The organism is Croceicoccus sp. YJ47, from assembly GCF_016745095.1.
GTDB lineage: Bacteria > Pseudomonadota > Alphaproteobacteria > Sphingomonadales > Sphingomonadaceae > Croceicoccus.
In genome coordinates this window covers 1,783,028-1,803,548 of the sequence record NZ_CP067087.1, presented here as the reverse complement: position 1 = coordinate 1,803,548, position 20,521 = coordinate 1,783,028, and the positions used below count along the sequence as shown (strand labels likewise).

At 64.2% G+C, this 20,521-nt stretch carries 21 protein-coding genes; 18 read left to right on the top strand and 3 right to left on the bottom strand.

Annotated elements, in window-relative coordinates:
* The first annotated feature begins 7 nt into the window (after positions 1-7).
* Positions 8-1,444: a glutamate synthase subunit beta gene (locus JD971_RS08855; protein ID WP_202082717.1), complete on the top strand. Its 1,437-nt coding sequence runs from the start codon at positions 8-10 to the stop codon at positions 1,442-1,444.
* 8 nt (positions 1,445-1,452) lie between these two features.
* Positions 1,453-1,923 carry a GNAT family N-acetyltransferase gene (locus JD971_RS08850; protein ID WP_202082715.1) on the top strand — a complete coding sequence of 157 codons (471 nt, stop codon included), beginning with the start codon at positions 1,453-1,455 and terminating at the stop codon, positions 1,921-1,923.
* Here the strand turns inward: JD971_RS08850 and JD971_RS08845 are convergent.
* The gene (locus tag JD971_RS08845) at positions 1,892-2,353 is read right to left on the bottom strand and encodes an Lrp/AsnC family transcriptional regulator (protein WP_202082713.1); all 462 of its coding nucleotides are present in this window, start codon (positions 2,351-2,353) and stop codon (positions 1,892-1,894) included. The two genes, JD971_RS08850 and JD971_RS08845, sit on opposite strands and share 32 nt — an antisense overlap.
* Before the next feature lie 109 nt (positions 2,354-2,462).
* Here JD971_RS08845 and phhA point away from each other — a divergent pair, with 109 nt between their 5' ends.
* Together phhA and hppD are read left to right on the top strand one after the other, a co-directional pair.
* Positions 2,463-3,347 (top strand): phenylalanine 4-monooxygenase, encoded by an 885-nt coding sequence (gene phhA, locus JD971_RS08840; RefSeq protein ID WP_202082711.1) that lies wholly within the window; start codon positions 2,463-2,465, stop codon positions 3,345-3,347.
* Complete coding sequence (hppD, locus tag JD971_RS08835) at positions 3,344-4,453, top strand: 4-hydroxyphenylpyruvate dioxygenase (protein WP_202082709.1); 1,110 nt, start codon at positions 3,344-3,346, stop codon at positions 4,451-4,453. Before phhA ends, hppD begins: the two co-directional genes overlap by 4 nt.
* Positions 4,454-4,465: 12 nt before the next feature.
* Here the strand turns inward: hppD and JD971_RS08830 are convergent, their stop codons facing one another.
* Entirely contained in the window at positions 4,466-5,143 is a 678-nt protein-coding gene (locus JD971_RS08830; protein WP_202082707.1) for a uracil-DNA glycosylase, read from the bottom strand.
* Positions 5,144-5,222: 79 nt separating this feature from the next.
* Here JD971_RS08830 and JD971_RS08825 point away from each other — a divergent pair, with 79 nt between their 5' ends.
* From JD971_RS08825 to JD971_RS08780, 10 genes are all read left to right on the top strand, one after another.
* Positions 5,223-5,843 carry a ribonuclease D gene (locus tag JD971_RS08825; RefSeq protein ID WP_202082705.1) on the top strand — a complete coding sequence of 207 codons (621 nt, stop codon included), beginning with the start codon at positions 5,223-5,225 and terminating at the stop codon, positions 5,841-5,843.
* A gap of 69 nt (positions 5,844-5,912) precedes the next feature.
* A complete protein-coding gene (locus JD971_RS08820; protein WP_202082703.1) occupies positions 5,913-6,560 on the top strand; it encodes an LPS export ABC transporter periplasmic protein LptC in 648 nt (215 codons plus the stop codon).
* A complete protein-coding gene (locus JD971_RS08815; RefSeq protein WP_202082701.1) occupies positions 6,557-7,135 on the top strand; it encodes an LptA/OstA family protein in 579 nt (192 codons plus the stop codon). Before JD971_RS08820 ends, JD971_RS08815 begins: the two co-directional genes overlap by 4 nt.
* A 142-nt stretch (positions 7,136-7,277) precedes the next feature.
* Positions 7,278-8,348 carry a GDP-mannose 4,6-dehydratase gene (gene gmd / locus JD971_RS08810; RefSeq protein WP_202082699.1) on the top strand — a complete coding sequence of 357 codons (1,071 nt, stop codon included), beginning with the start codon at positions 7,278-7,280 and terminating at the stop codon, positions 8,346-8,348.
* A gap of 24 nt (positions 8,349-8,372) precedes the next feature.
* The gene (locus JD971_RS08805; protein ID WP_202082697.1) at positions 8,373-9,506 is read left to right on the top strand and encodes a glycosyltransferase family 1 protein; all 1,134 of its coding nucleotides are present in this window, start codon (positions 8,373-8,375) and stop codon (positions 9,504-9,506) included.
* A complete protein-coding gene (locus JD971_RS08800) occupies positions 9,503-10,495 on the top strand; it encodes a GDP-mannose 4,6-dehydratase (protein WP_202082694.1) in 993 nt (330 codons plus the stop codon). Before JD971_RS08805 ends, JD971_RS08800 begins: the two co-directional genes overlap by 4 nt.
* The gene (locus JD971_RS08795) at positions 10,492-11,298 is read left to right on the top strand and encodes a glycosyltransferase family 2 protein (RefSeq protein ID WP_202082692.1); all 807 of its coding nucleotides are present in this window, start codon (positions 10,492-10,494) and stop codon (positions 11,296-11,298) included. The genes JD971_RS08800 and JD971_RS08795 overlap by 4 nt, the downstream gene beginning before the upstream one ends.
* 85 nt (positions 11,299-11,383) lie before the next feature.
* Positions 11,384-12,340: a GDP-L-fucose synthase gene (locus tag JD971_RS08790; protein WP_202082690.1), complete on the top strand. Its 957-nt coding sequence runs from the start codon at positions 11,384-11,386 to the stop codon at positions 12,338-12,340.
* A 27-nt stretch (positions 12,341-12,367) separates the two neighbouring features.
* Positions 12,368-13,585 carry a WcaI family glycosyltransferase gene (locus JD971_RS08785; RefSeq protein WP_202082688.1) on the top strand — a complete coding sequence of 406 codons (1,218 nt, stop codon included), beginning with the start codon at positions 12,368-12,370 and terminating at the stop codon, positions 13,583-13,585.
* Between the two features lie 18 nt (positions 13,586-13,603).
* Positions 13,604-14,989 (top strand): lipopolysaccharide biosynthesis protein, encoded by a 1,386-nt coding sequence (locus JD971_RS08780; protein WP_202082686.1) that lies wholly within the window; start codon positions 13,604-13,606, stop codon positions 14,987-14,989.
* A 3-nt stretch (positions 14,990-14,992) separates the two neighbouring features.
* Here JD971_RS08780 and JD971_RS08775 read toward each other — a convergent pair whose 3' ends face one another.
* Positions 14,993-16,234: a glycosyltransferase family 4 protein gene (locus JD971_RS08775; RefSeq protein ID WP_202082684.1), complete on the bottom strand. Its 1,242-nt coding sequence runs from the start codon at positions 16,232-16,234 to the stop codon at positions 14,993-14,995.
* Between the two features lie 123 nt (positions 16,235-16,357).
* Between JD971_RS08775 and JD971_RS08770 the strand changes: the two genes are divergently transcribed.
* From JD971_RS08770 to JD971_RS08755, 4 genes are all read left to right on the top strand, one after another.
* Entirely contained in the window at positions 16,358-16,819 is a 462-nt protein-coding gene (locus JD971_RS08770) for a hypothetical protein (protein ID WP_202082682.1), read from the top strand.
* The gene (locus tag JD971_RS08765; protein ID WP_202082680.1) at positions 16,816-19,068 is read left to right on the top strand and encodes a right-handed parallel beta-helix repeat-containing protein; all 2,253 of its coding nucleotides are present in this window, start codon (positions 16,816-16,818) and stop codon (positions 19,066-19,068) included. The genes JD971_RS08770 and JD971_RS08765 overlap by 4 nt, the downstream gene beginning before the upstream one ends.
* A gap of 158 nt (positions 19,069-19,226) precedes the next feature.
* Entirely contained in the window at positions 19,227-19,763 is a 537-nt protein-coding gene (locus tag JD971_RS08760; RefSeq protein WP_202082678.1) for a glycosyltransferase, read from the top strand.
* Between the two features lie 9 nt (positions 19,764-19,772).
* Complete coding sequence (locus JD971_RS08755; protein ID WP_202082676.1) at positions 19,773-20,432, top strand: glycosyltransferase family 4 protein; 660 nt, start codon at positions 19,773-19,775, stop codon at positions 20,430-20,432.
* The last annotated feature ends 89 nt before the right edge of the window (positions 20,433-20,521 follow it).

Below are 20,521 nucleotides of genomic sequence, written 5' to 3'. Positions count from 1 at the left end.
ATTAGACATGGGCAAGGAAACGGGCTTCCTCGAACTCGACCGGCAGGACCGCAGCTATGCCGCACCCGAAGAGCGGTTGCAGCATTACAAGGAATTCACGATTCCGCACAGCGAGGGCGAGCTGAAAGGCCAGGCTTCGCGCTGCATGAATTGCGGGATTCCGTATTGTCACAACGGCTGTCCGGTGAACAACATCATCCCGGACTGGAACCATCTGGTCTATACCAACGAATGGCGCGAGGCGTTGATCAACCTCCATTCGACCAATAATTTTCCCGAGTTCACCTGCCGGATCTGCCCCGCCCCGTGCGAGGCGGCGTGCACGCTCAACATCACCGATGCACCGGTTACGATCAAGTCGATCGAATGCGCCATCGTGGACAAGGGATGGGAGGAAGGCTGGATCACGCCGCAGCCGCCGAAACAGCGCACGGGCAAGACCGTCGCCGTCGTCGGCTCCGGTCCCGCCGGCATGGCCTGCGCACAGCAGCTGGCCCGCGCGGGGCATTCCGTCACCCTGTTCGAGAAGAACGACCGGGTCGGCGGGCTGATGCGGTATGGCATTCCCGACTTCAAGATGGAGAAGCACCTCATCAATCGCCGCGCCGGGCAGATGGAGGCCGAGGGCGTGCATTTCCGCACCTCGACCGAGGTGGGCGTCGATATCTCGATGAAGACGCTGAAGGAGAATTTCGATGCCGTCGTCCTGTCGGGCGGTGCGGAGGAAGCGCGCCAGCTCGACATTCCGGGCGCCGAAATGTCCGGCGTGCGGCTGGCGATGGAATTCCTGACGCAGCAGAACAAGCGCAACGCCGGCGACGATGAACAGCGTGCGGCACCGCGCGGCACGCTGACCGCGACGGGCAAGGATGTCATCGTCATCGGCGGCGGCGATACCGGCTCCGACTGTGTCGGCACGTCCAACCGGCAGGGCGCGAAAAGCGTGACCCAGCTCGAAATCATGCCGCAGCCGCCGGAGAAGGAAGACAAGCTGCTGACCTGGCCGCACTGGCCGCTGAAAATGCGGACATCGTCGAGCCATGAGGAAGGGGTGGATCGCGATTTTTCCGTCCTGACCAAGCGTGTCGTCGGCGAAAACGGGAAAGTCACGGGCCTCGAATGCGTTCGCCTCGAATGGGAAGGGCGCGAGATGAAGGAAGTCGAGGGGAGCAATTTCACACTTCCCGCCGATCTCATCCTGCTCGCCATGGGCTTTACCGGCCCGCGCAAGACCGGGATGCTGGACCAGGCCGCGGTCGAGCATGACGCGCGCGGCAATGTGAAGGCGAACACCATCGATTACCGCACCAGCGACGAAAACGTGTGGGCATGCGGCGACATGCGCCGGGGACAGAGCCTGGTCGTATGGGCCATTCGCGAAGGCCGCCAGTGCGCGCGCAGCGTGGACGAGGCGCTAATGGGGCGGACCGACCTGCCCCGGTAACGAGGCCGGTGCCGGCCGCCCGCCTCGCGCGGATGGACGATCTTCCCGCGCTGCTGGCGCTCTTCGCGGCATGCGAAGTCAGCCCGGCAGCGCGGCCCCCTGCGCGGGCCGCGGCGATCTGGCAGGAGACGATGGACAGCCCTTTCGCGCATGTCTTCGTCGCGGTCGCAGGGCAGGAAATTGCCGCGACGTCCATGCTCGTCACCGCGCCCAATATCCTGCGCGAGGGACGCTCCCACGCCTTCCTCGAAAACGTGATGACGCATCCTGCATGGCGCGGGCGCGGTCTTGGCCGGTCGGTCGTGGCCGCGGCGCTCGCTCACGCATGGACGCTCGACTGCCATCAGGTGCTGTTGCAGAGCGGGCGGGCCGATCCGCGCATTCACCGGTTTTACGAAAGCGCCGGTTTCCGGCCCGGCCTGCGCACCGCCTATGCCGCGATGCGCCCTATTGCAGGGGCAGCGCCCGGGTCCGCTTGACTTCCTCCAAAGCGATGACCGATTTCACGTCCCGCACCCCCCTGATGCGGAGCAGGGTCTTTAGCGTGATCTGGCTGAGATGATCGACATCGCGCGCCACGACATGGAGGAGGTAATCCATGTCGCCGGTCACCGCGTGGCACGTGATGATATGCGGATTGGCGGCGATTTCCGCCTCGAAATGGGCGATGATCTCGTCCTCGTGCCGTTCGAGGTTCACCTGCACATAGGCTTCGAGCGCGAGGTCCAGCATCCGTCCGTCGAGCAACGCGGCATAGCCCGTGATGAGCCCGTCCTCTTCCAGCCGCTTGAGCCTGCGGCTGACCGGCGTGGGTGACAGGGCGACGGTTTCGGCCAGCTGCGCGATGGACATCCGCCCATCCTTTTGCAGGGCGGCGACGATCGCACGGTCGAAAGCGTCGAGTTCCAACGAAAACCCCCTCAAAAACCCATATTCTTGGTGAAATCCCCTACCGGACGCCTGCCCGCGTGGCAATTGCGCACGGAAACCCTTTGCCGTCCGTGTTAGTTTGAGGACCATGGAAACACCGTCGACAGCAAAGAGCACCAGCGACCTTCGCGGCGATTACAGCCAGGCGGCGGACGACTGGACCGTGCCGCAGGGTTGGGAAGATTACAGCGAGGCGGAGCATGACCGCTGGCGCCGTCTCTATGCCCGGCAGAGCGCGATCGTGCGCGAACATGCCGCGCCGGAATTTCTCGCCGGGCTGGACCGGCTGGACTGCGCCGGCGGCATTCCCCGGTTCGAGGATGCGAACGCGGTGATCGAGGCGGCGACGGGCTGGACCCTCGTCGGCGTGCCGGGGTTCATTCCCGATGCCAATTTCTTTGACCATCTCGCCCATCGCCGCTTTCCGGTGACCGTCTGGATCCGCGAGGAGAAGGAGCTCGATTACCTGGTCGAGCCCGACCTGTTTCACGATTTCTTCGGCCATGTCCCGATGCTGCTCGATCCCGTGTTCGCCGATTTCCTCGCCGCCTACGGACAGGCGGGCGAAAAGGCGATGGCGATGGACGCGCTCGACATGCTGGCGCGGATATACTGGTACACGGTTGAGTTCGGGCTGATGCAGACCGATGCGGGGCTGAAGGCGTTTGGCGCGGGCATCGTGTCGTCCTCGGGCGAAACGGTCTATTCGGTGCAGGATGAAAACGTGCTGCGCCTGCATTTCGATCCGGTGCGGGTCATGCGCACCGCCTATGCCATCGACGATTTTCAGAAGGTCTATTTCGTGCTCGACAGCACGCAGCAACTGATCGACGAGCTCGTCGGGCTGGATTTCGGACCCATCTACGAAACATACCGCGATGCCGCGCCCTTCCCGCCCGAACAGGTGCAGGACGGCGACCGCGTACATTCACCCCACCGCCATTCCATCGCTCACAAGGAGCAAGCCATATGACCGATCTTTTCGAAAATCCCATCGGCCTCGACGGGTTCGAATTCGTCGAGTTCTCCGCCCCTGAAAAAGGCATGCTGGAGCCGGTATTCGAGGCCATGGGCTTTACCAAGGTGGCCCGCCACCGGTCCAAGGATGTCGAGCTGTGGCGCCAGGGCGAAATCAACCTCGTCACCAATTACGAACCGCGCAGCCCGGCCTGGTTCTTCAGCCGGGAACACGGGCCGAGCGCATGCGGCATGGCATTCCGGGTCAAGGACGCGGGCAAGGCCTATGCCGAGCTGCTCGAACGCGGTGCGGAGCCTGTCGAGGTCGAGACCGGCCCGATGGAATTGCGCCTGCCTGCCATTCGCGGCATCGGCAATGCGATCATCTACCTCGTTGATCGCTATGACGATCCGGAGCAGGAAGGCGGCGAACGTGCGCTTTCGATCTACGACATCGATTTCGAATATCTGCCCGGCGTCGAACGGTTTCCGCGCGGGGCGGCGCTCGACCGGATCGATCACCTCACCCATAATGTCTATGGCGGGCGCATGGCGTTCTGGGCCGATTATTACGAGAAGCTCTTCAATTTCCGCGAGATCCGCTATTTCGACATCAAGGGCGAATATACCGGCCTCACGTCCAAGGCGCTGACCGCGCCCGATGGCAAGATCCGCATACCCCTCAACGAGGAAGGCGACGGCGGCAAGGGCCAGATCGAGGAATTCCTGCGCGAATATAATGGCGAGGGGATTCAGCACATCGCCTTCATCTCCGACAATCTGTTCGAGACGTGGGATCGTTTGAAGGAAACCGGCGTGCCGTTCATGAGCGCGCCGCCCGAAACCTATTACGAGATGCTGGAAGAACGCCTCCCCGGTCACGGCGTCGCGGTGGACGAATTGCGCAAGCGGGGCATCCTGCTCGACGGGTCGACCGAGGGCGGCCAGCCGCGCCTCCTGCTCCAGATTTTCGCCGAGGCCAGCATCGGCCCGGTGTTCTTCGAATTCATTCAGCGCAAGGGCGACGAAGGCTTTGGCGAAGGCAATTTCAAGGCGCTCTTCGAAAGCATGGAGCGCGACCAGGTGCGGCGCGGCACGTTGAAGGTCGACGAAACCGCCTGACCCCCCCGCCCTTTACCAATCGATCTTACCGCGCCCGTGTTCGGACAGGAACGCGTTGGCGCGGCTGAACGGTTTTGAGCCGAAAAAGCCGCGATGCGCGGAAAGCGGGCTGGGGTGCGGCGACCGGATCACGCAGTGCGGACCATCGTCCGACAGGCCGATCCGGTCCGCCTTGCCCTGCGCGTGGCTGCCCCACAGGATGAAGACGGTCGGCGCGCCCTGCGCCGCGACGGCGGCCACGACCGCATCGGTAATCGGCTCCCACCCGCGTTTCTGATGCGAGCCGGCGGCCCCTGCCTCCACCGTCAATGCATTGTTGAGCAGGAGCACGCCCTGCTCCGCCCAGCGCGTCAGATCGCCGCCGGGTGGCGGGGCCGTCCCGCAATCCGCCTCCAGCTCCTTGAAGATATTGCGGAGCGAGGGCGGCAACTTCTGCGCCCCTGCGACCGAGAACGCCAGCCCGTTCGCCTGCCCCGGCCCGTGATAGGGGTCCTGCCCCAGGATCACGACCCGCACCGCGTCGGGCGGGGTGAGTTCCAATGCGCGCAGCCGCTGCCCGCGCGGCGGGTAGATCGTGCGCCCGGCATCCTCCTCCGCCCGGAGCCAGCCGCCGAGTTGCCGCGCCTCCGGCCGGTCGAGAACGGGCGCGAGGATCGGGGCCCAGGCGGGCGGTACGGCATGGTCGGTCATGGCCTGTGTGCCTAGCCATGTGGCGCGGCGCTCGCCAGCCCCCTTCCCCTCTTTCGCCAATCGGCCTAAGGGCAGGGGCATGACAGTGCATTTTCATGAAGAAGACCTGCCCGAAGGCGTGCTCGCCCCCGGCCCGATCGCGGTGGACACCGAAACCATGGGGCTCGTCACCCGGCGCGACCGGCTCTGCGTCGTGCAGATCGCGGACGGCAATGGCGACGAACATCTGGTGCGGTTCGCGCCCGACAGCCGGTATGACGCGCCGAACCTCAAGGCGGTGCTGGCCGATCCGGCGCGGGAGAAATATTATCATTTCGCCCGCTTCGACCTCGCCGCGATCCAGTATTACCTCGGCGTGATGGCCGCGCCCGTATTCTGCACCAAGATCGCGAGCAAGCTGACCCGGACCTACACCGACCGGCACGGGCTGAAGAATTTGGTCAATGAATTGCTGAACAAGGATATTTCCAAGCAGCAGCAATCGAGCGACTGGGGCGCGCCGACACTCAACGATGCTCAGAAGGATTATGCCGCGTCCGACGTCCGGTTCCTGCACGCGATGGTCGAGATTTTCCGCGAAAGGCTGGAACGCGAAAACCGCACCGCCATGGCCGAGGCCTGCTTCGATTTCCTGCCGACGCGCGCGCTGCTCGACATCGCCGGGTGGGAAGACAAGGATATATTCAGCCACGAAGCCTGAGGATAGCCGGCGCCGCCCTCTCCCGGGTCGCAGGTTTCAATCCGGCGCCCCGCCCCCATATGGATCGTCATGACCGCACAGGCCGAACTCATCCGCGACAAACGCCGCCACGTGGCGCGTCCCGGTGGCGGGCATGACCGGCTGATCCGGGTTCTGTTGTTCGCGCTTCCCATCGCGATCGGCGTGGTGGCCGCGCTCATGGTGCTGGCCCCGCTCGCTCCGCGCAGCGAGATCAGCTTCCTGCTCGACCGCAACAAGGTGGCATTGACCGACAACCGCATGGCGGTGGAACGGGCGATGTACCGCGGCGCGGACGACAAGGGGCGCCCGTTCTCCATCAACGCGGGCGAGGCGGTGCAGCGCACGGAGGCAGTCCGCGAGGTGGAGCTCGATTCGCTCATCGCGCGCATCCTGCTCAACGAGGGGCCGGCGCAGCTCACGGCCAGCCGCGGCCTCTATGATTTCGGGGACGAGCGCATCGATGTCGGCGGCGTCGTGAATTTCACCGCGGCGGACGGCTATCGCTTGATGGCGCGCAACGTGTCGGTCGATCTCGCCTCGCAATCGCTCGTCGGCGAAGGGCGGATCGAGGGTACCATCCCGTCGGGCCGGTTCAGCGCCGACCGGCTCGAAGTGGATTTGCAGGACCGCACGGTTTCGCTTATCGGCGATGCACGCCTGCGCATGGTTCCGGGCGAATTGAGGCTTCCGCAATGATCCGATCGAAAACACCGTCCCGCATTCCGGCACCGGCAAAGGCGGGCGTGGCGGCCTTTGCCATCACCCTCGCAGGGGTCGGGGCGTTCATCGGTGCGCCTTTGTCCGCGCAGTCGATCGCCGGTTTCAATTCGAACCAGCCAGTCAATTATGCCGCCGATCGCATCGAATTGCAGGACCGTTCGAACCGCGTCGTCCTGTCGGGCGATGTCGTCGTCGATCAGGGGGACCTGCGGCTGACGGCGCAGCGTACCATCGTCAACTATTCCGACGCCGGCGCCCTGCGCATTCAGCGGATCGCGGCGACGGGCGGCGTGCGCGTCACCCGCGGCAACGAAATCGCGAGCGGGAATGTCGGCGTCTACGACTTCAACCGCCGTATCATCACCCTCACCGGCGGGGTCGCGCTGCGCCGCGGTTCGGACACGCTCAATGGCGGGCGGCTCACCATCGATCTCACCACCGGCGTATCGAGCGTCGACGGCAGCACACCGGCAAGCGCAGCCGCAGCGGGAAATAATGCTGCACGCTCCGACGGGCGCGTCACGGGCAGCTTTTCCGTGCCGCAAAACTGATCCTGTTTGCACGACGCCCCTTGTCCGCAAAGGGTCTCAACTCACGATTGTGCAATTTGGGACGTTAAATAATTTTGCATTGCAGCATAGGTGAAAAGCTCTAAAAGGGCGGCATTGTATCAATGGCTGCTTGGAGTTCGTCATGGCTGAACAGAAGAAAACTGCGCTTATCACCGGCGTCACAGGCCAGGACGGTGCATATCTGTCGCAATTGCTTCTGGAAAAGGGTTACGAGGTTCACGGCGTGAAGCGTCGTTCGTCCTCCTTCAATACCTACCGGATCGAGGATATCTACGAAGATCCGCATAACGAGAATCAGCGTTTCCACCTCCATTACGGCGACCTGACCGACAGCACGAACCTGATCCGCATCGTGCAGGAAACGCAGCCCGACGAAATCTACAACCTCGCGGCACAGAGCCATGTCGCCGTCAGCTTCGAGACGCCGGAATATACCGCGAATGCCGACGGTATCGGCACGCTGCGCCTGCTGGAGGCGATCCGCATTCTCGGCCGTGAGAAGGTCACGAAGTTCTACCAGGCATCGACCTCGGAACTGTACGGTCTGGTGCAGGAAGTCCCGCAGCGCGAGACCACCCCGTTCTATCCCCGCTCGCCCTATGGCGCGGCGAAGATGTATGCCTACTGGATCGTGGTGAACTATCGCGAGGCCTATGGCATTCACGCGTCGAACGGCATCCTGTTCAACCATGAAAGCCCCCTGCGCGGCGAAACCTTCGTCACGCGCAAGATCACGCGCGGCGCCGCGGCGATCAAGCTCGGCCGGCAGGAAAAGCTGTATCTCGGCAATCTCGATGCCAAGCGCGACTGGGGCCATGCCCGCGAATATGTCCGCGGCATGTGGCTCATGCTGCAGCAGGACGAGCCGGACGATTTCGTCCTCGCCACCGGCGTGACGACCGAAGTGCGCGAATTCGTGCGCTGGGCCTTCGAGGATGCGGGCATCCCGGTGGAGTTCAAGGGCGAGGGCGTCGACGAAAAGGGCTATTGCCAGAAGACCGGCAAGGTTCTCGTCGAGGTCGACCCCCGCTATTTCCGCCCGACCGAGGTTGACCTGCTGATCGGCGACCCGACGAAGGCCAAGGAAAAGCTTGGCTGGAGCCACGATACCTCGCCGCGCGATCTCGCCCGCGAAATGGTGCAGGCCGACCTCAAGGTCATGGAGAACGCGCCGATCGACAAAAGCGCCTGATTAGTGGCGGCGGGTAGCGGCGCAATGGCGAGTGCGAAGGCCGATCCCACCGGGCTGCGCGTGATGTTCAACGAGGACATCTTCATGCGGCAACGGTTCGGGGGGATTTCCCGCTTCTTTGTCGAACTCGTCCGCAACCTGCCGCGCTTTGCCATCGATCCGAAGGTGTTCGCGCCGTTTCATGCGAACGCCTACCTCGGCGACCTGCCCGCCCAACGTTTCGTGGGCGGCATCGGGCACCAGATCGACAATCGCCTTCAAAAGGCGGCGGCCATCCGGGTGCAACCCTTTGCCGCTCCGCTGGCCGCGCGGCTATGCGGGGCGCAGGTCGTGCACGAAACCTATTACGCGGCGCGGCGCCCCGCGCCCAGGGGCGTACCGATCGTGGTCACCATGTATGACATGATCCACGAACTCGACGACAGCTTCGCAGGCGATCCCGTGCTGAAATTGAAAGCAGACGCGATCGACCGGGCCGACTGGATCACCTGCATTTCGGAAAACACGCGGCAGGACATGATCCGCCTGTTTCCCCATTCGGCGGCGAAAAGCTCGACCATTCACCTGTCGGCACAGCTTCCCGACACGACCGGCGCGCCCTCGCCGCACGACCGGCCCTATGTCCTCTATATCGGGGAGCGGGCGCGCGATTATAAGAATTTCCGCAATCTGTTCGCGGCCTATCGCAACGATCCGGCGATCCACGGATCGTTCGATCTCATCTGCATCGGCGGCGGCGCATTTACCGGGGAGGAGCGTGCCGAGATCGAGGCCGCGAAGCTCGGCTCACGGGTGCATCAGCTGGGCGCGCACGACGCGCTGCTTGCGCGCTATTACCGGCATGCCGCCTGCATGGTCTATCCTTCCACCTATGAAGGCTTCGGAATTCCGCCGCTGGAGGCGATGATCGCAGGCTGCCCTGTCGTCGTGCTGCGCGCGGCCTCCCTGCCCGAGGTGTGCGGCGATGCGGCGGCCTATGCCGAGGACGGATCGCCCGATGCGCTGGGCGCGGCGATGCGTCGAATTCTCGATGACGAGACCACCGCCGAACGGTTCCGCCAGGCCGGTTTCGAACAGGCGGCACAGTTTTCGTGGGAGCGTTGCGCCCGCGAAACGGCCGAGGTCTATCACCGGCTTGCAGAAAAAGGGGTCGCATGAAACGCGCATTGATCTGCGGCATCGGCGGGCAGGACGGCGGCTATCTCGCGCGGCTGCTCCTTGAAAAGGGGTACCGCGTGGCGGGCACCTCGCGCGATATTCATCGCGGTCCGCTGGCCAATCTCGAAACGCTGGGCATCGCGAACGATGTCGAGCTGCTGTCGATGGCGCCCAACGATTTTCGTAGCGTGTTCACCGCGCTGGTGTCCGCCGAACCGGACGAGATCTATCACCTCGCCGGGCAAAGCTCGGTCGGGTTGTCCTTCGAAATGCCAGCCGAAACGCTCGATTCCATCGTGTTCGGCACGCTGAACCTGCTCGAGGCGATCAGGCTCACCGAACGGCCGATCAAGTTCTATCACGCGAGTTCGAGCGAGTGCTTCGGCGATCTCCATGGCGAGGCCGCGACCGAACACACGCCCTTCCGCCCGCGCAGCCCCTATGGCGTGGCGAAGGCGTCGGCCCATATGCTGGTGGCGAATTACCGGGAGGCCTACGGGCTGTTCGCGGCGAATGGCATTCTGTTCAACCACGAATCCCCGCTTCGCCCCGAACGTTTCGTCACGCGCAAGATTACCGCCGCCGCCGCGCGCATCGCGGCCGGTTCGCCAGAGACGTTGACGCTCGGGCGCACCGACATCATTCGCGACTGGGGCTGGGCGCCGGATTATGTCGATGCGATGTGGCGCATGCTGCAGATCGACGAGGCGCAGGATTTCGTCATCGCGACCGGCCGCTCGATCAGCCTTGCGCAATTTGCCGAGCTGGCTTTCGACGCAGTCGGGCTGAACTGGCGCGACCATGTGCGCAACGATGAAAGTTTCGCCCGCCCGTCGGACCTGTTGTGGAGCGGCGCCGACCCGTCGCACGCCATGCGCGAGCTTGGCTGGAAGGCGTCGGTCCCGATCGAGGAGGTCGCGCGCCGCATGGTCGAAGCCGATCGTGCAAAGGGCGAGGCCGCCACCAAATGCGAGGCAGACGCGACATGACCGATGCGAAGATCGCCGTCCTGATGACATGCTTCAACCGGCGTGCGCTGACGCTTGCGTGTCTTGCGACGCTCGCCGGACAGGACGGGTTCGATCCCTCCGCGCTGTTCCTCGTCGACGACGGGTCGAGCGACGGAACCGGCGACGCGGTGCGCGAGGCATTTCCCGAGGCGCAGGTGATCCAGGGCACCGGGTCGCTGTTCTGGAACGGCGGGATGCGGCTGGCCTGGGACACGGCGACGCGCGATCCGCGAAGCTTCGATTTCTATCTCTGGCTCAATGACGATGTCGCGCTGGCCGACGGGACGTTGGCGATGATGGTGGCGGACGCCGATGCCATGGTGCCGCGCGGCGGCCCGGTGATCGTCGCCGCGGCGGCGAACGAACCGGGCGAACCGGACACGATCACCTATGGCGCGCATCGCCGGCCCAGCGCGTCCAATCCCCTGCGGCTCAACATGGTCAAGCCGACCGGAAAGCCCGAACCCGTCGACACGATCAGCGGGAATATGGTGCTGGTGTCCGCCTCCGCGCAGGAGCGGCTCGGCAATATGGACCCGCGTTTCGTGCATATTTACGGCGATCTCGACTACGGATTCCGGGCGGGCGAGTCGGGCGTGCCGATGTATCTCGCCTCGCGAAGCGGCGGGACATGCGCCGCCAACCCGGTAACGGGATCGCTCGATTCCTCGCAGCCGCGCCTCGTCCGCCTGCGGCAGCGCTGGGCCGAGGAGGGCAAGCTGCATGCGCAGGATTGGCGCCGTTTCGTCGCGATCCATGCCGGCGGGCCCTCTCGCGCTTGAAGCATCTCGCCGCGCCCTACCTCCGCATCATCGCAGACCGACCCAATCGCAACCCATCGACGATCATCAATTCGGAAGACCCCCAATGAGCTATTCCCTTGCGAAAAAGCGCGTTTACGTAGCTTACCATCGCGGCATGGTGGGTTCCGCCATCGTGCGCCGGCTGGAGGCCATGGACTGCACGATCCTGACATCGGACCGCTCGACCGACCTGCGCGAGCAGGACAAGGTGCGCGCATGGTTCGAGGAGAATCGCCCCGACGCCGCCATCGTCGCTGCGGCGCGGGTCGGCGGTATCCTCGCCAATGACCGCTATCCGGCGCAATTTCTTTACGACAACCTGATGATCGAGGCGAATATCGTCGATGCCGCCCATCGCAACGGTGTCGAGAAGATGCTGATGCTCGGCTCGTCGTGCATCTATCCCAAGCTCGCACCGCAGCCGATCACCGAAGATTCGCTGCTGACCGGGCCGCTCGAACCGACGAACGAATGGTATGCCATCGCCAAGATCGCCGGGATCAAGCTGTGTCAGGCGTATCGCCGCGAATATGGCTCCGACTTCATCAGCGCCATGCCCACCAATCTCTACGGCCCCGGCGACAATTTCGATCTCGCGACGAGCCATGTGATGCCCGCCATGATCCGCAAGGCGCATGATGCGAAGAACGCGAGCGACGGTTCCATCCCGATCTGGGGCACGGGTACGCCGCGCCGCGAATTCCTCCACGTGGACGATCTGGCCGATGCCTGCGTTTTCTTGATGGAGAACTACTCGGACGAAAGCCACGTCAATGTCGGTTATGGCGACGACATCACCATCGCCGAACTGGCACAATTGGTGTGCGAGGTCGTCGGGTTCGAGGGCGATCTCGATTTCGACACGACGAAGCCCGATGGCACGCCGCGCAAGCTCATGGATTCGACCATGCTGCGGGACATGGGATGGTCGCCGAGCATCGCGCTGCGCGAGGGGATCGCGACGGCCTATGATGATTTCCTGAAGAGCGATGGCGGGCGCCGTGTCGTGATGAATGGCTGATCCGGCCGGCGCTGCGGAACGTTCGGCGTGAAACTCCTGCTCCTGGGCATCAATTACAGTCCCGAGCCGGTCGGCATCGGTCCCTATAGCGCCGGTTTCGCCGAAAGCATGGCGGCGCGCGGGCACGATGTCTCGGTCATCGCGGCACAGCCCTACTACCCGCAGTGGAAGGCCCATAGCGGGCACCACGGCTGGCAATCGGAGAAGCAAGGCGGCGTACGGATCACGCGCTGTCCGCATTACATCCCCGAAAATCCGAGCGGTGCGAAACGCCTGCTCCATCACAGCAGCTTTGCGCTCTCCGCCATCGCGCCCGCAATTTCACAGGCGGCCAAGCGCCCCGATATCGTGCTTGCCGTCGCGCCGGCGCTGCTTTCGGTGCCGGTCGCATGGCTGGCCGCGAAGCTGGGCGGGGCAAAGCTGTGGATCCACGTGCAGGATTTCGAGGTCGAGGCCGCGATCGCCACGGGCCTGATCGACGGCAAATCCGCGCTGGCCCGCATGGCCGACACGGTCGAGGGGCGCCTCCTGCAAAGCGCGGACCGGGTCTCCACCATCAGCCCGCAGATGCGCGACCGGCTGGCGGCGAAGGGCGTCGCACCGGAAAAGATCGTCGAGATGCGCAACTGGGCCAATCATCTGGTCGATCCGGCTGCCCCGCCGCTTGGCGATTATCGCCAGGAATGGGGGGTCGGACAGCGCAAGATCGCGCTCTATTCGGGCAATATCGCGAACAAGCAGGGGCTGGACATCGTGATCGAGGCGGCGCGGCGGCTCTCGCATCGCGACGATCTCGCCTTCGTGATTTGCGGCGAGGGGCCGAACCGCAAGCGGCTGCAAGCGCTGGCGAGCGGGCTCGACCATGTGCAGTTCCACGACCTTCAACCGGCGGAGCGGATGGGAGAGATGCTGTCGGGTGCGTTCGTGCATCTGTTGCCGCAGCTCGCCGATGCGCTCGATCTCGTGCTGCCGTCGAAACTCACGAACATGCTCGCATCGGGCCGGCCGGTCGTCGCGACCGCGGCGCGCGGCACCGGCCTTGCCGACGAGGTCGAGGGTTGCGGCATCGTCGTCCCGCCGGAAGACCCGGCCGCGCTGGCTGATGCGATCGCGGCGCTGGCCGACGATCCGGCGAGGGCCGACCGGCTCGGCGAAGAGGCACGAAAACGCGCCCGGGAACGGTGGGCGAGGGAATCGATCATCGACGCGGTAGAGCGCGAGATGCTAGATATGCTGGGTCGCTAGACCGAAAGTTTTCGCTGCATGATAAAGTTCAAGGAAATCTTCGGGTCGGGCCTCGTCGGCGCGATCAGCGCGAATGGCTCGAACCAGATCGTGAACCTCGTCGTGCAGCTCGTCACGGTGCCGGTTTTCACCGCGTACTGGGGGCTGGACACCTATGGCGTGTGGCTGATCCTCTTTACCATTCCGGCCTATCTCAACATGGCCGACCTCGGCTTCAGCGGCGCGGCGGCGAACGACATGACCGCCGATGTCGCCCGCGGGGACCGGGCCTCCGCGCTTTCCACCTATCAGGCGATCCGCGCGTTGATGGCGGCGATCGGTGTCCTGATCCTGGCGGTGAGCGCGGTGCTGATCTTCGGCCCCGCCGACCACATGCTGGAATTCGCGCAGGCGGCGAGCGACGGTCAGGCGCAGGAGGTGACCTTCGTGCTCATCCTGTTCGCGGTCACCTCGTTCAGCAACGGTATCCTCATGGCCGGGATGCGGGCAGCCGGCCTTTACGCACAAAGCCAGTATATCACCTCGATCACGACGCTGCTTTATACCCTCATGGCGCTGGCGACCGTGATGCTGGGCGGCACGCTGCTGCATGTTGCCATCGCCTATTTCGTCGGGCGGGTGATCGGCCTCGCTGCGATGTCCGCATTCCTGCACAGGCGCGCGGGCTGGCTGCTCTCGCTGCGCTGGCAATCGAACTTCGGGGAATTGCGGCGCCTGTTCCGCCCGGCGATGGCGTTGATGACGGTCCCCATCGCCTATCTCCTGTCGATTCAGGGGCTGGTTCTCGTCGTCGGGGCAGCGGCGGGACCGGCGGCGGTTCCGGTGTTCACCGTCGTGCGCACGCTGACCCGGACAGCGATTCAGCTTACCGGCGTGGTCAATCAGGCGACGATGCCGCATTTCACCGTCGCGGCGGCGACCGACCATACCGAACGCAAGGCCGATCTTTTCGCGCTCAGCCTCGTGGCGAGCCTTTTCATCCTGGTGCCGGCGTTCTTCGGGCTGCTGCTGCTCGGCCAGTGGGTGGTGGAGATCTGGACCTCCGGCACGGTCGAGCCCGACTGGCTGCTGATTGCGGTGATGTCGTGCGTGATGCTCGTAAACGGAATATGGCAGCCGATCTCGAACCTGATCATCGCGCTCAATCAGCATGGGCGGTTCAGCTATGTGTTCATGCTGCTCACGATCCTGATGCTGCCGGTCGCGTATCTGCTCACGCATGAGCTCGGCCCGCTCGGCGCCGCGATCGGGCTTCTCCTGCTCGACGTCGCGATGCTGGGCTGGGTCGGGTATCAGGCCGTGGTGCTCGAAATGGTCAACCGCTCCGCCTTGCGCGATGCGCCCTTTCGCGTGTGGCGACTGGTCGAGAAGCGCCTGCCCGAACGGTTTCGCGCCTCGCGCTGACCCTCAGGATTCGAGGTCGTCGAGCAGGGCGGCGATATTGCGGCGATAGTTTTCAAAGCTGTATTTGCGCGATTCGCCCACGGCGTTGCGGCGCATCGTGTCGAGCCGGTCGCGGTCCTCGATCACGGACAGCATCGCCTCGACAAGCAGGTCCGTATCGGGCCGGTCCAGCATGATGCCGGTATCCGGCGTCGCGCCATTGCCCGATTGCGGCGTCTGGATCAGCGCGAGCCCGGATGCCAGCCCCTCGATCAGCGAAAGCGCCGACCCCTCGAAATAGCTGGGAAAAAGGAGCGCGTGATGCTCGGCCATGATCTGCGGGATATGGGACCGCGGGACCGTGCTGCGGTAGGTGACCCGGTCGGCATAGCGGGCGAAGACCGAGGTCGGAATGTCCATGTTCCCGACGATGGTAAGCTGCGCCTGCGATGCGGGAATTCGGTCCATCGCCTCCAGCACATGCTGTATCCCCTTGCGCGGTGCGACGAGCCCGACGAAGAGAAAGCGGATGGGGCCGTCTCTCGGCACCGGCGCGACCGGGGTCGTGCGTGCGAAGAGCGTTTCGTCGAAGCAATAGGGCAGCACCCGCACCTTGTCCGCGACACCCGGAACCGGCGATTCGCGGCGCACCGTCTCCGCGGCGAACTCGCTCCCGCACAGGATCGTGTCGGCCAGCGCATATTCGCGGTCGTCCAGCGCGATCTTTGCCGCGTCGATCCGGCCCAGCCCGGCCGGAAACCAGTCGGCATGGGTTTCGCAGATCTTGTCGACCGCGCGGTTATAGGCCCGCCAGTCGCCGATGGTCCGGTCGAGGATGCAGGTGCGCGAATGCCGTTTCGCAATCTCGAAACTGGTCAGCGCAGAGCTGTTGAAACCCCATAGGTGAAACGGCGCGTCGGATGTCAGTGCCTTGCCGATCTGTCTTCCGAAACGGGCATTGCCCCAACGGTCGAACGTTTCGGCGACGCGGCGCGCCTTGAGCCGCGCGGCAATCCTTTCCAGCCATTCCAGCATGCCCGCCGTCCGCACGTTGGACGGATCGAGCGCGGGATGGTCGAAGCGTGAGAATTCGTGATGCATCATGCGGCCCAGCGCGCCGGGCGCATAGCGTTCCAGCCTGTAGGGGAACCGGTCTGGCCGGTAGAAGATGCTGGTCGCGAACCAGGCCAGCCGGTCCAGCTGCTGCAACGCGGTGGCGGTCTGCCAGCTGTGCTGCGTGCCGGGATGGAATACCGCTACGTCCATGAGGCCCCCTGTTCTCAAGCGCGCACTGACTGCCTGAATTCGCGGCCACAGGCAAAGTTTTATTTTCCTACATTGTCGCAAGTAAATAACCGCATTGGTTCACGACCCGAAGAAGGATGAACCATGGACGATCCCGTAAAAATCAAGATGCCTGCCAGCTATGCCGGTGCCCAGGCCATCGGCTTCAGCGATACCGAGGGGTATATCTCGCTGATCAATCCGCAAAACCCGCTTCCGGTGGTGATCGCGGGCGGCGGGCTTGCGCCCAGTCCGACCGGCTCCGTCCCCGCGCCACCGGCACTGCGCGGCGAGACGGCGCAATCGATGCAGAGCGCATCGTTCGAGCCGGCCCCCGACCGCCCGGTGGTGCTGACCCTGTCGGGCGAGTGGACGGGGTCCGTGACGATCCGCCGGTCGGGCGACGGCGGCGCGACGTTCCACAATCTCACCGCCGGCGGGAGCAGCTGGGGCGTGTATACCGCCAATGCCTGCGAACCGTTCTGGCAGGAGCCGGTGTCGGGCGCGCAGCTCGCGCTGTTCATTCAGATCGATAGCGGCACGCTGTCCTACGAGGTGGCACAATGACCCTGGATTTTACGGCACGCGCGCTCGCCAAGTCGTCGCTTCTGCGCAACCCGACGCTGTTTTCGAAGATGAGCAGCCGCGAGATTCCGGACAATACGCACCGGATCGAGACCACCGGCCATTCGCGTGAAGGGTTGGGCGTCGCCTCCTATCTTTGCGACGCGCTGTGCACGCCCGAATTGCTGGCCGCGCATCCGCGTTTCGTGTTCCGCTCCGCCAATGGGAAGATCTTTCGCCTGGTGGGCGAAATGGTGACGGTGGAACAGGGCGGCGCGCTCGGCGATAAGGATTGCACGGGCAAGATCAACGACCAGCCTGCGATTCAGGCCACGCTCGATTATGCAGCGGCGGTGCATATCGCCGATGTCGTGCTGACACAGCGGCGCTACACCCTGTTCAATCCGGTGCGCCATTCGCCGGTGGAGACGATCACCGCCCGCGACGGGCAGCCCATCGTCATCACCAGCAATGTCACCCTGCGCGGCAAGCAGATGTCGGACCTCTATTTCTACGGCCCGAACGGCGAGGATCTGGAAACGAACTGGCAGACGGTGCGCACCAACGCGGCATCGACGGAGCCCGACGCGATCTGGCGCGGGTGGGGCATCATGATCCTGGGCGATATGGGCGGCTTTCCCACCGACCTCAACGACCTGTCGATCGAGGAATTGCGGATCGAGAATATCCGGCTCATCGGCGGGCAGAAGAAGACCGACGCGCGCCCGCTCTATCCCGCCAGCGTGGAAACCGGCGATGGCTGGGACGTGACGGCAAAGGGCATCGGCCTGTGGGAGGTGGTCGTCAAACGCATCCACCTGCGCAATGTGGAGATCGAGGGATTCAAGGGCGAGCTGTTCTATTGCGGCGGCGAAGGGCCGAAGGAAACCGTCCTCGAAAACTGCCGCTTCCGCGAAACGAACGGGAGCGCGATCAACCCCGGCGGCAGCGGGGTCATCTCGGTCAGCAATTGCGAATTCGGCAACGCCCATGCGGGGTTGGAGCAATTCGGGCGGGCGGTTTACAAGAACACCGTGTTCCACGATTGCGACACGTTCACCGTGCATGCCTGGCCGGACAAGGGCGGGCGCTACAATCCCGGGATCGCATGGCGGAACAGCGACGGCACCGCCGCGACGAACCGCTTCATCAATTGCGAATTCGAACGCGTGCGCAGCATCTACCTTACGTCGTGGACGCGCGGTTCGATCCGCCTTGTCGACAGCAGCGTCATCCTGTCGAGCTATCTTGCGCATAATCTTCAGGATGTCGATCTCGCCATCGACGCGTGGATCGACCAGGATCCGGCCGAATTCGCCGCGTGGAAGGACATGCAGCGGATCACCGCCCCGCTGCATATCATCGGCCCCGACAGCCTGACGCAGCAGATCGGCAGCGCTCCCGATGGCACCTATATCGAACCGCCCTCGCATATCCATGTCCGTCTGCGCTGTCATCAGAGCCGCGCGGCCAAGGATGCGGGCCTGCAATGGATGCGCCCGGTCAGCTATTACGGCTATCTCGATCAGGATACGATCGTCGTCGAATTGCCCGATTGCGAAGCCGCGAACCAGCCGACCAACGAGGGTGTCCCCTTCGCCATGCCGCGGTTCATCACCGGACGGTTCCGCAATTCGCAGCCCGAAAGCGCGAATCCGGCCATGTTCGGCGGCGGCGTGCACGACACGACGTACGACGGGCCGTCCCTGCACCCTCGCTCGCCGGTGATCGCCCTGCGCACGCAGGATACCACCGTGCAGAATGTGACGATTCAGACGAAGTTCGTGCGTCCCTACGGCTATGCCGACGGGCAGGTGGTGCGGCTGGTCCATGATTCGGTGACCGGCGTGCATTCGTTTCGCATCGCGCCGGACAGCACGCTGAGGCTGATGGCGCCGCGCGTGTTGAAGCGCAAGGGCGACTTCCTCGACCTGTCGTACAATGCGCGGACCGATGCATGGTACGAAGTCGGGTTCCAGACCGGCGAACGCATGGCCATCGTGAAGGCGGCGGATCTCGCCATTCCCGCGATCCCGGCGGGCGGATCGGCACGTGTCCCGACCCCGGTTGCGGATGCGGTGCCCGGCTCGCTGGTGACGGCGGCGTTCCGCGATCCCCGTCCCGGGATCATGGCATCGGCCCAGGTCATCGAACCCGGCATGGTGGAAATCGTGCTGTTCAACGCCGGTGCGACCCAATTCGCGGGCGGACCCCACGTGATGAACATGAAAGTCGATCGGTTCCAGAGTTAGCATCGGTCAACGTCGATTAAGTTTCTGTATCAAATTGATATTCACGCAAAGAGTCGCGGTCGCCATTGGTGGCCGCGACTTGCTGCTCGTTAAAAAGTCGTTTATGCGAGGTTCAGAATTGATGATTGGCCGGGGAACCAATCGAGCAGGGGTAAACGATGCCGGGCGAAGCATATTCGCGCGACTTTTCCGTCGCCTTCGTGTCTCATGGTTTTGGCTATGGCGACGATCTTATGTATTTTGGCGAGATCTTTCGTGCGCTGCGCGAACGTTTCGCCAGGCTGTATGTCTGCGTCGAATCGAAACAATCGTTCCGAAATCCCTACCGGCTTGATCTGCGCCCTGCATTCCGGATGATCGCCCTTCCGGTCGCGCGGCAGACCGACGACGGCGAACGCTACGATACCGAGGTGCGGATCGTGTCCCCCGCCCTCCTCGCCCGCTTGCTCAAGGCGCGACCGGGCGTGATCGTAACCATCGAATTCACGACCGCGGCGATGTTGGGAACGATCGCGGCACGGATGCTGCCCGGCTGCGGGCACGTGGTGCTCATCGAATCCGATCCGTCGCGGCGGGGCGGGAGCCGGAACAAATGGGTGCTACGGGCGAAGCGATGGTTCGCCCGGCAGGCCCATGTCGTGCAGACCAATGACGAGGACGGCTTCCGCTACATCACCGAGGAATTGCGCGTGTAGGCCGAAAAGGTGCGCGTTTCGCCCTATCTCACCTCCCGGCCTCCGCTGACCGGGGAAACGCCGGTCGCGCGCGGGGACAAGGTCCGCCTCCTGTTCGCCAACTCCATCAATGAGCGCAAGGGATTGGGCCATTTGCTCGACGCGCTGGCGCTGCTCGACGCGGACACGCGTTCGCGGCTGCATCTGACGGTCGTCGGCGACGGGCCGCTTCGCGAGGCGATGGAGCGCAAGAGCGAGGCGCTTGGCCTCTCCGGCGATGTCTCCTTCGTCGGGCGGCGATCCTATGATGCGCTGGGGTCGTTCTATGCCGACGCCGACATCCTCGTCGTGCCCAGCCTCGTCGATTACCGCTCGCTCGCCAGTTTCGAGGGGCTCAACCACGGGCTTGCGCTGCTGATCTCCGAAAACGACGGCGCGTCGCATGAAACGGTGGTGGACGGGGAAACCGGTTTCATGATCGCCCCCGGCGACCACCGCGATTTTGCCGATAAGATCGAACGGATCGTGTGCGACGACGCGCTGCTACGCCGGCTGCAGACCGGCTCGGCGCGGCTTGCGCGCGACCGTTTCTCCATCGACCGGATCGCCGACAATATCGCCGACAGCATCGATCTGGCGAAGCAGCGTGCCACCGGACGCACGCCCATGCGTCCCGCCATATCGACCTGAACCGGGATCGCCCGCCGGTTGCCAGCCATGACGACCCTCTCTCTTTCACCTGCGGCGCGTTGCCGCATCTGTGAGTGAAACCCTGATCC

Coding starts and splice junctions, on each gene's coding strand:
- JD971_RS08820 (WP_202082703.1), top strand. CDS start 5,913: ATGACCGCACAGGCCGAACTCATCCGCGACAAACGCCGCCACGTGGCG.
- JD971_RS08815 (WP_202082701.1), top strand. CDS start 6,557: ATGATCCGATCGAAAACACCGTCCCGCATTCCGGCACCGGCAAAGGCG.
- JD971_RS08800 (WP_202082694.1), top strand. CDS start 9,503: ATGAAACGCGCATTGATCTGCGGCATCGGCGGGCAGGACGGCGGCTAT.
- JD971_RS08775 (WP_202082684.1), bottom strand. CDS start 16,234: ATGGACGTAGCGGTATTCCATCCCGGCACGCAGCACAGCTGGCAGACC.
- JD971_RS08770 (WP_202082682.1), top strand. CDS start 16,358: ATGGACGATCCCGTAAAAATCAAGATGCCTGCCAGCTATGCCGGTGCC.
- hppD (WP_202082709.1), top strand. CDS start 3,344: ATGACCGATCTTTTCGAAAATCCCATCGGCCTCGACGGGTTCGAATTC.
- JD971_RS08825 (WP_202082705.1), top strand. CDS start 5,223: ATGACAGTGCATTTTCATGAAGAAGACCTGCCCGAAGGCGTGCTCGCC.
- JD971_RS08760 (WP_202082678.1), top strand. CDS start 19,227: ATGCCGGGCGAAGCATATTCGCGCGACTTTTCCGTCGCCTTCGTGTCT.
- gmd (WP_202082699.1), top strand. CDS start 7,278: ATGGCTGAACAGAAGAAAACTGCGCTTATCACCGGCGTCACAGGCCAG.
- phhA (WP_202082711.1), top strand. CDS start 2,463: ATGGAAACACCGTCGACAGCAAAGAGCACCAGCGACCTTCGCGGCGAT.
- JD971_RS08855 (WP_202082717.1), top strand. CDS start 8: ATGGGCAAGGAAACGGGCTTCCTCGAACTCGACCGGCAGGACCGCAGC.
- JD971_RS08795 (WP_202082692.1), top strand. CDS start 10,492: ATGACCGATGCGAAGATCGCCGTCCTGATGACATGCTTCAACCGGCGT.
- JD971_RS08780 (WP_202082686.1), top strand. CDS start 13,604: ATGATAAAGTTCAAGGAAATCTTCGGGTCGGGCCTCGTCGGCGCGATC.
- JD971_RS08790 (WP_202082690.1), top strand. CDS start 11,384: ATGAGCTATTCCCTTGCGAAAAAGCGCGTTTACGTAGCTTACCATCGC.
- JD971_RS08805 (WP_202082697.1), top strand. CDS start 8,373: ATGGCGAGTGCGAAGGCCGATCCCACCGGGCTGCGCGTGATGTTCAAC.
- JD971_RS08830 (WP_202082707.1), bottom strand. CDS start 5,143: ATGACCGACCATGCCGTACCGCCCGCCTGGGCCCCGATCCTCGCGCCC.
- JD971_RS08765 (WP_202082680.1), top strand. CDS start 16,816: ATGACCCTGGATTTTACGGCACGCGCGCTCGCCAAGTCGTCGCTTCTG.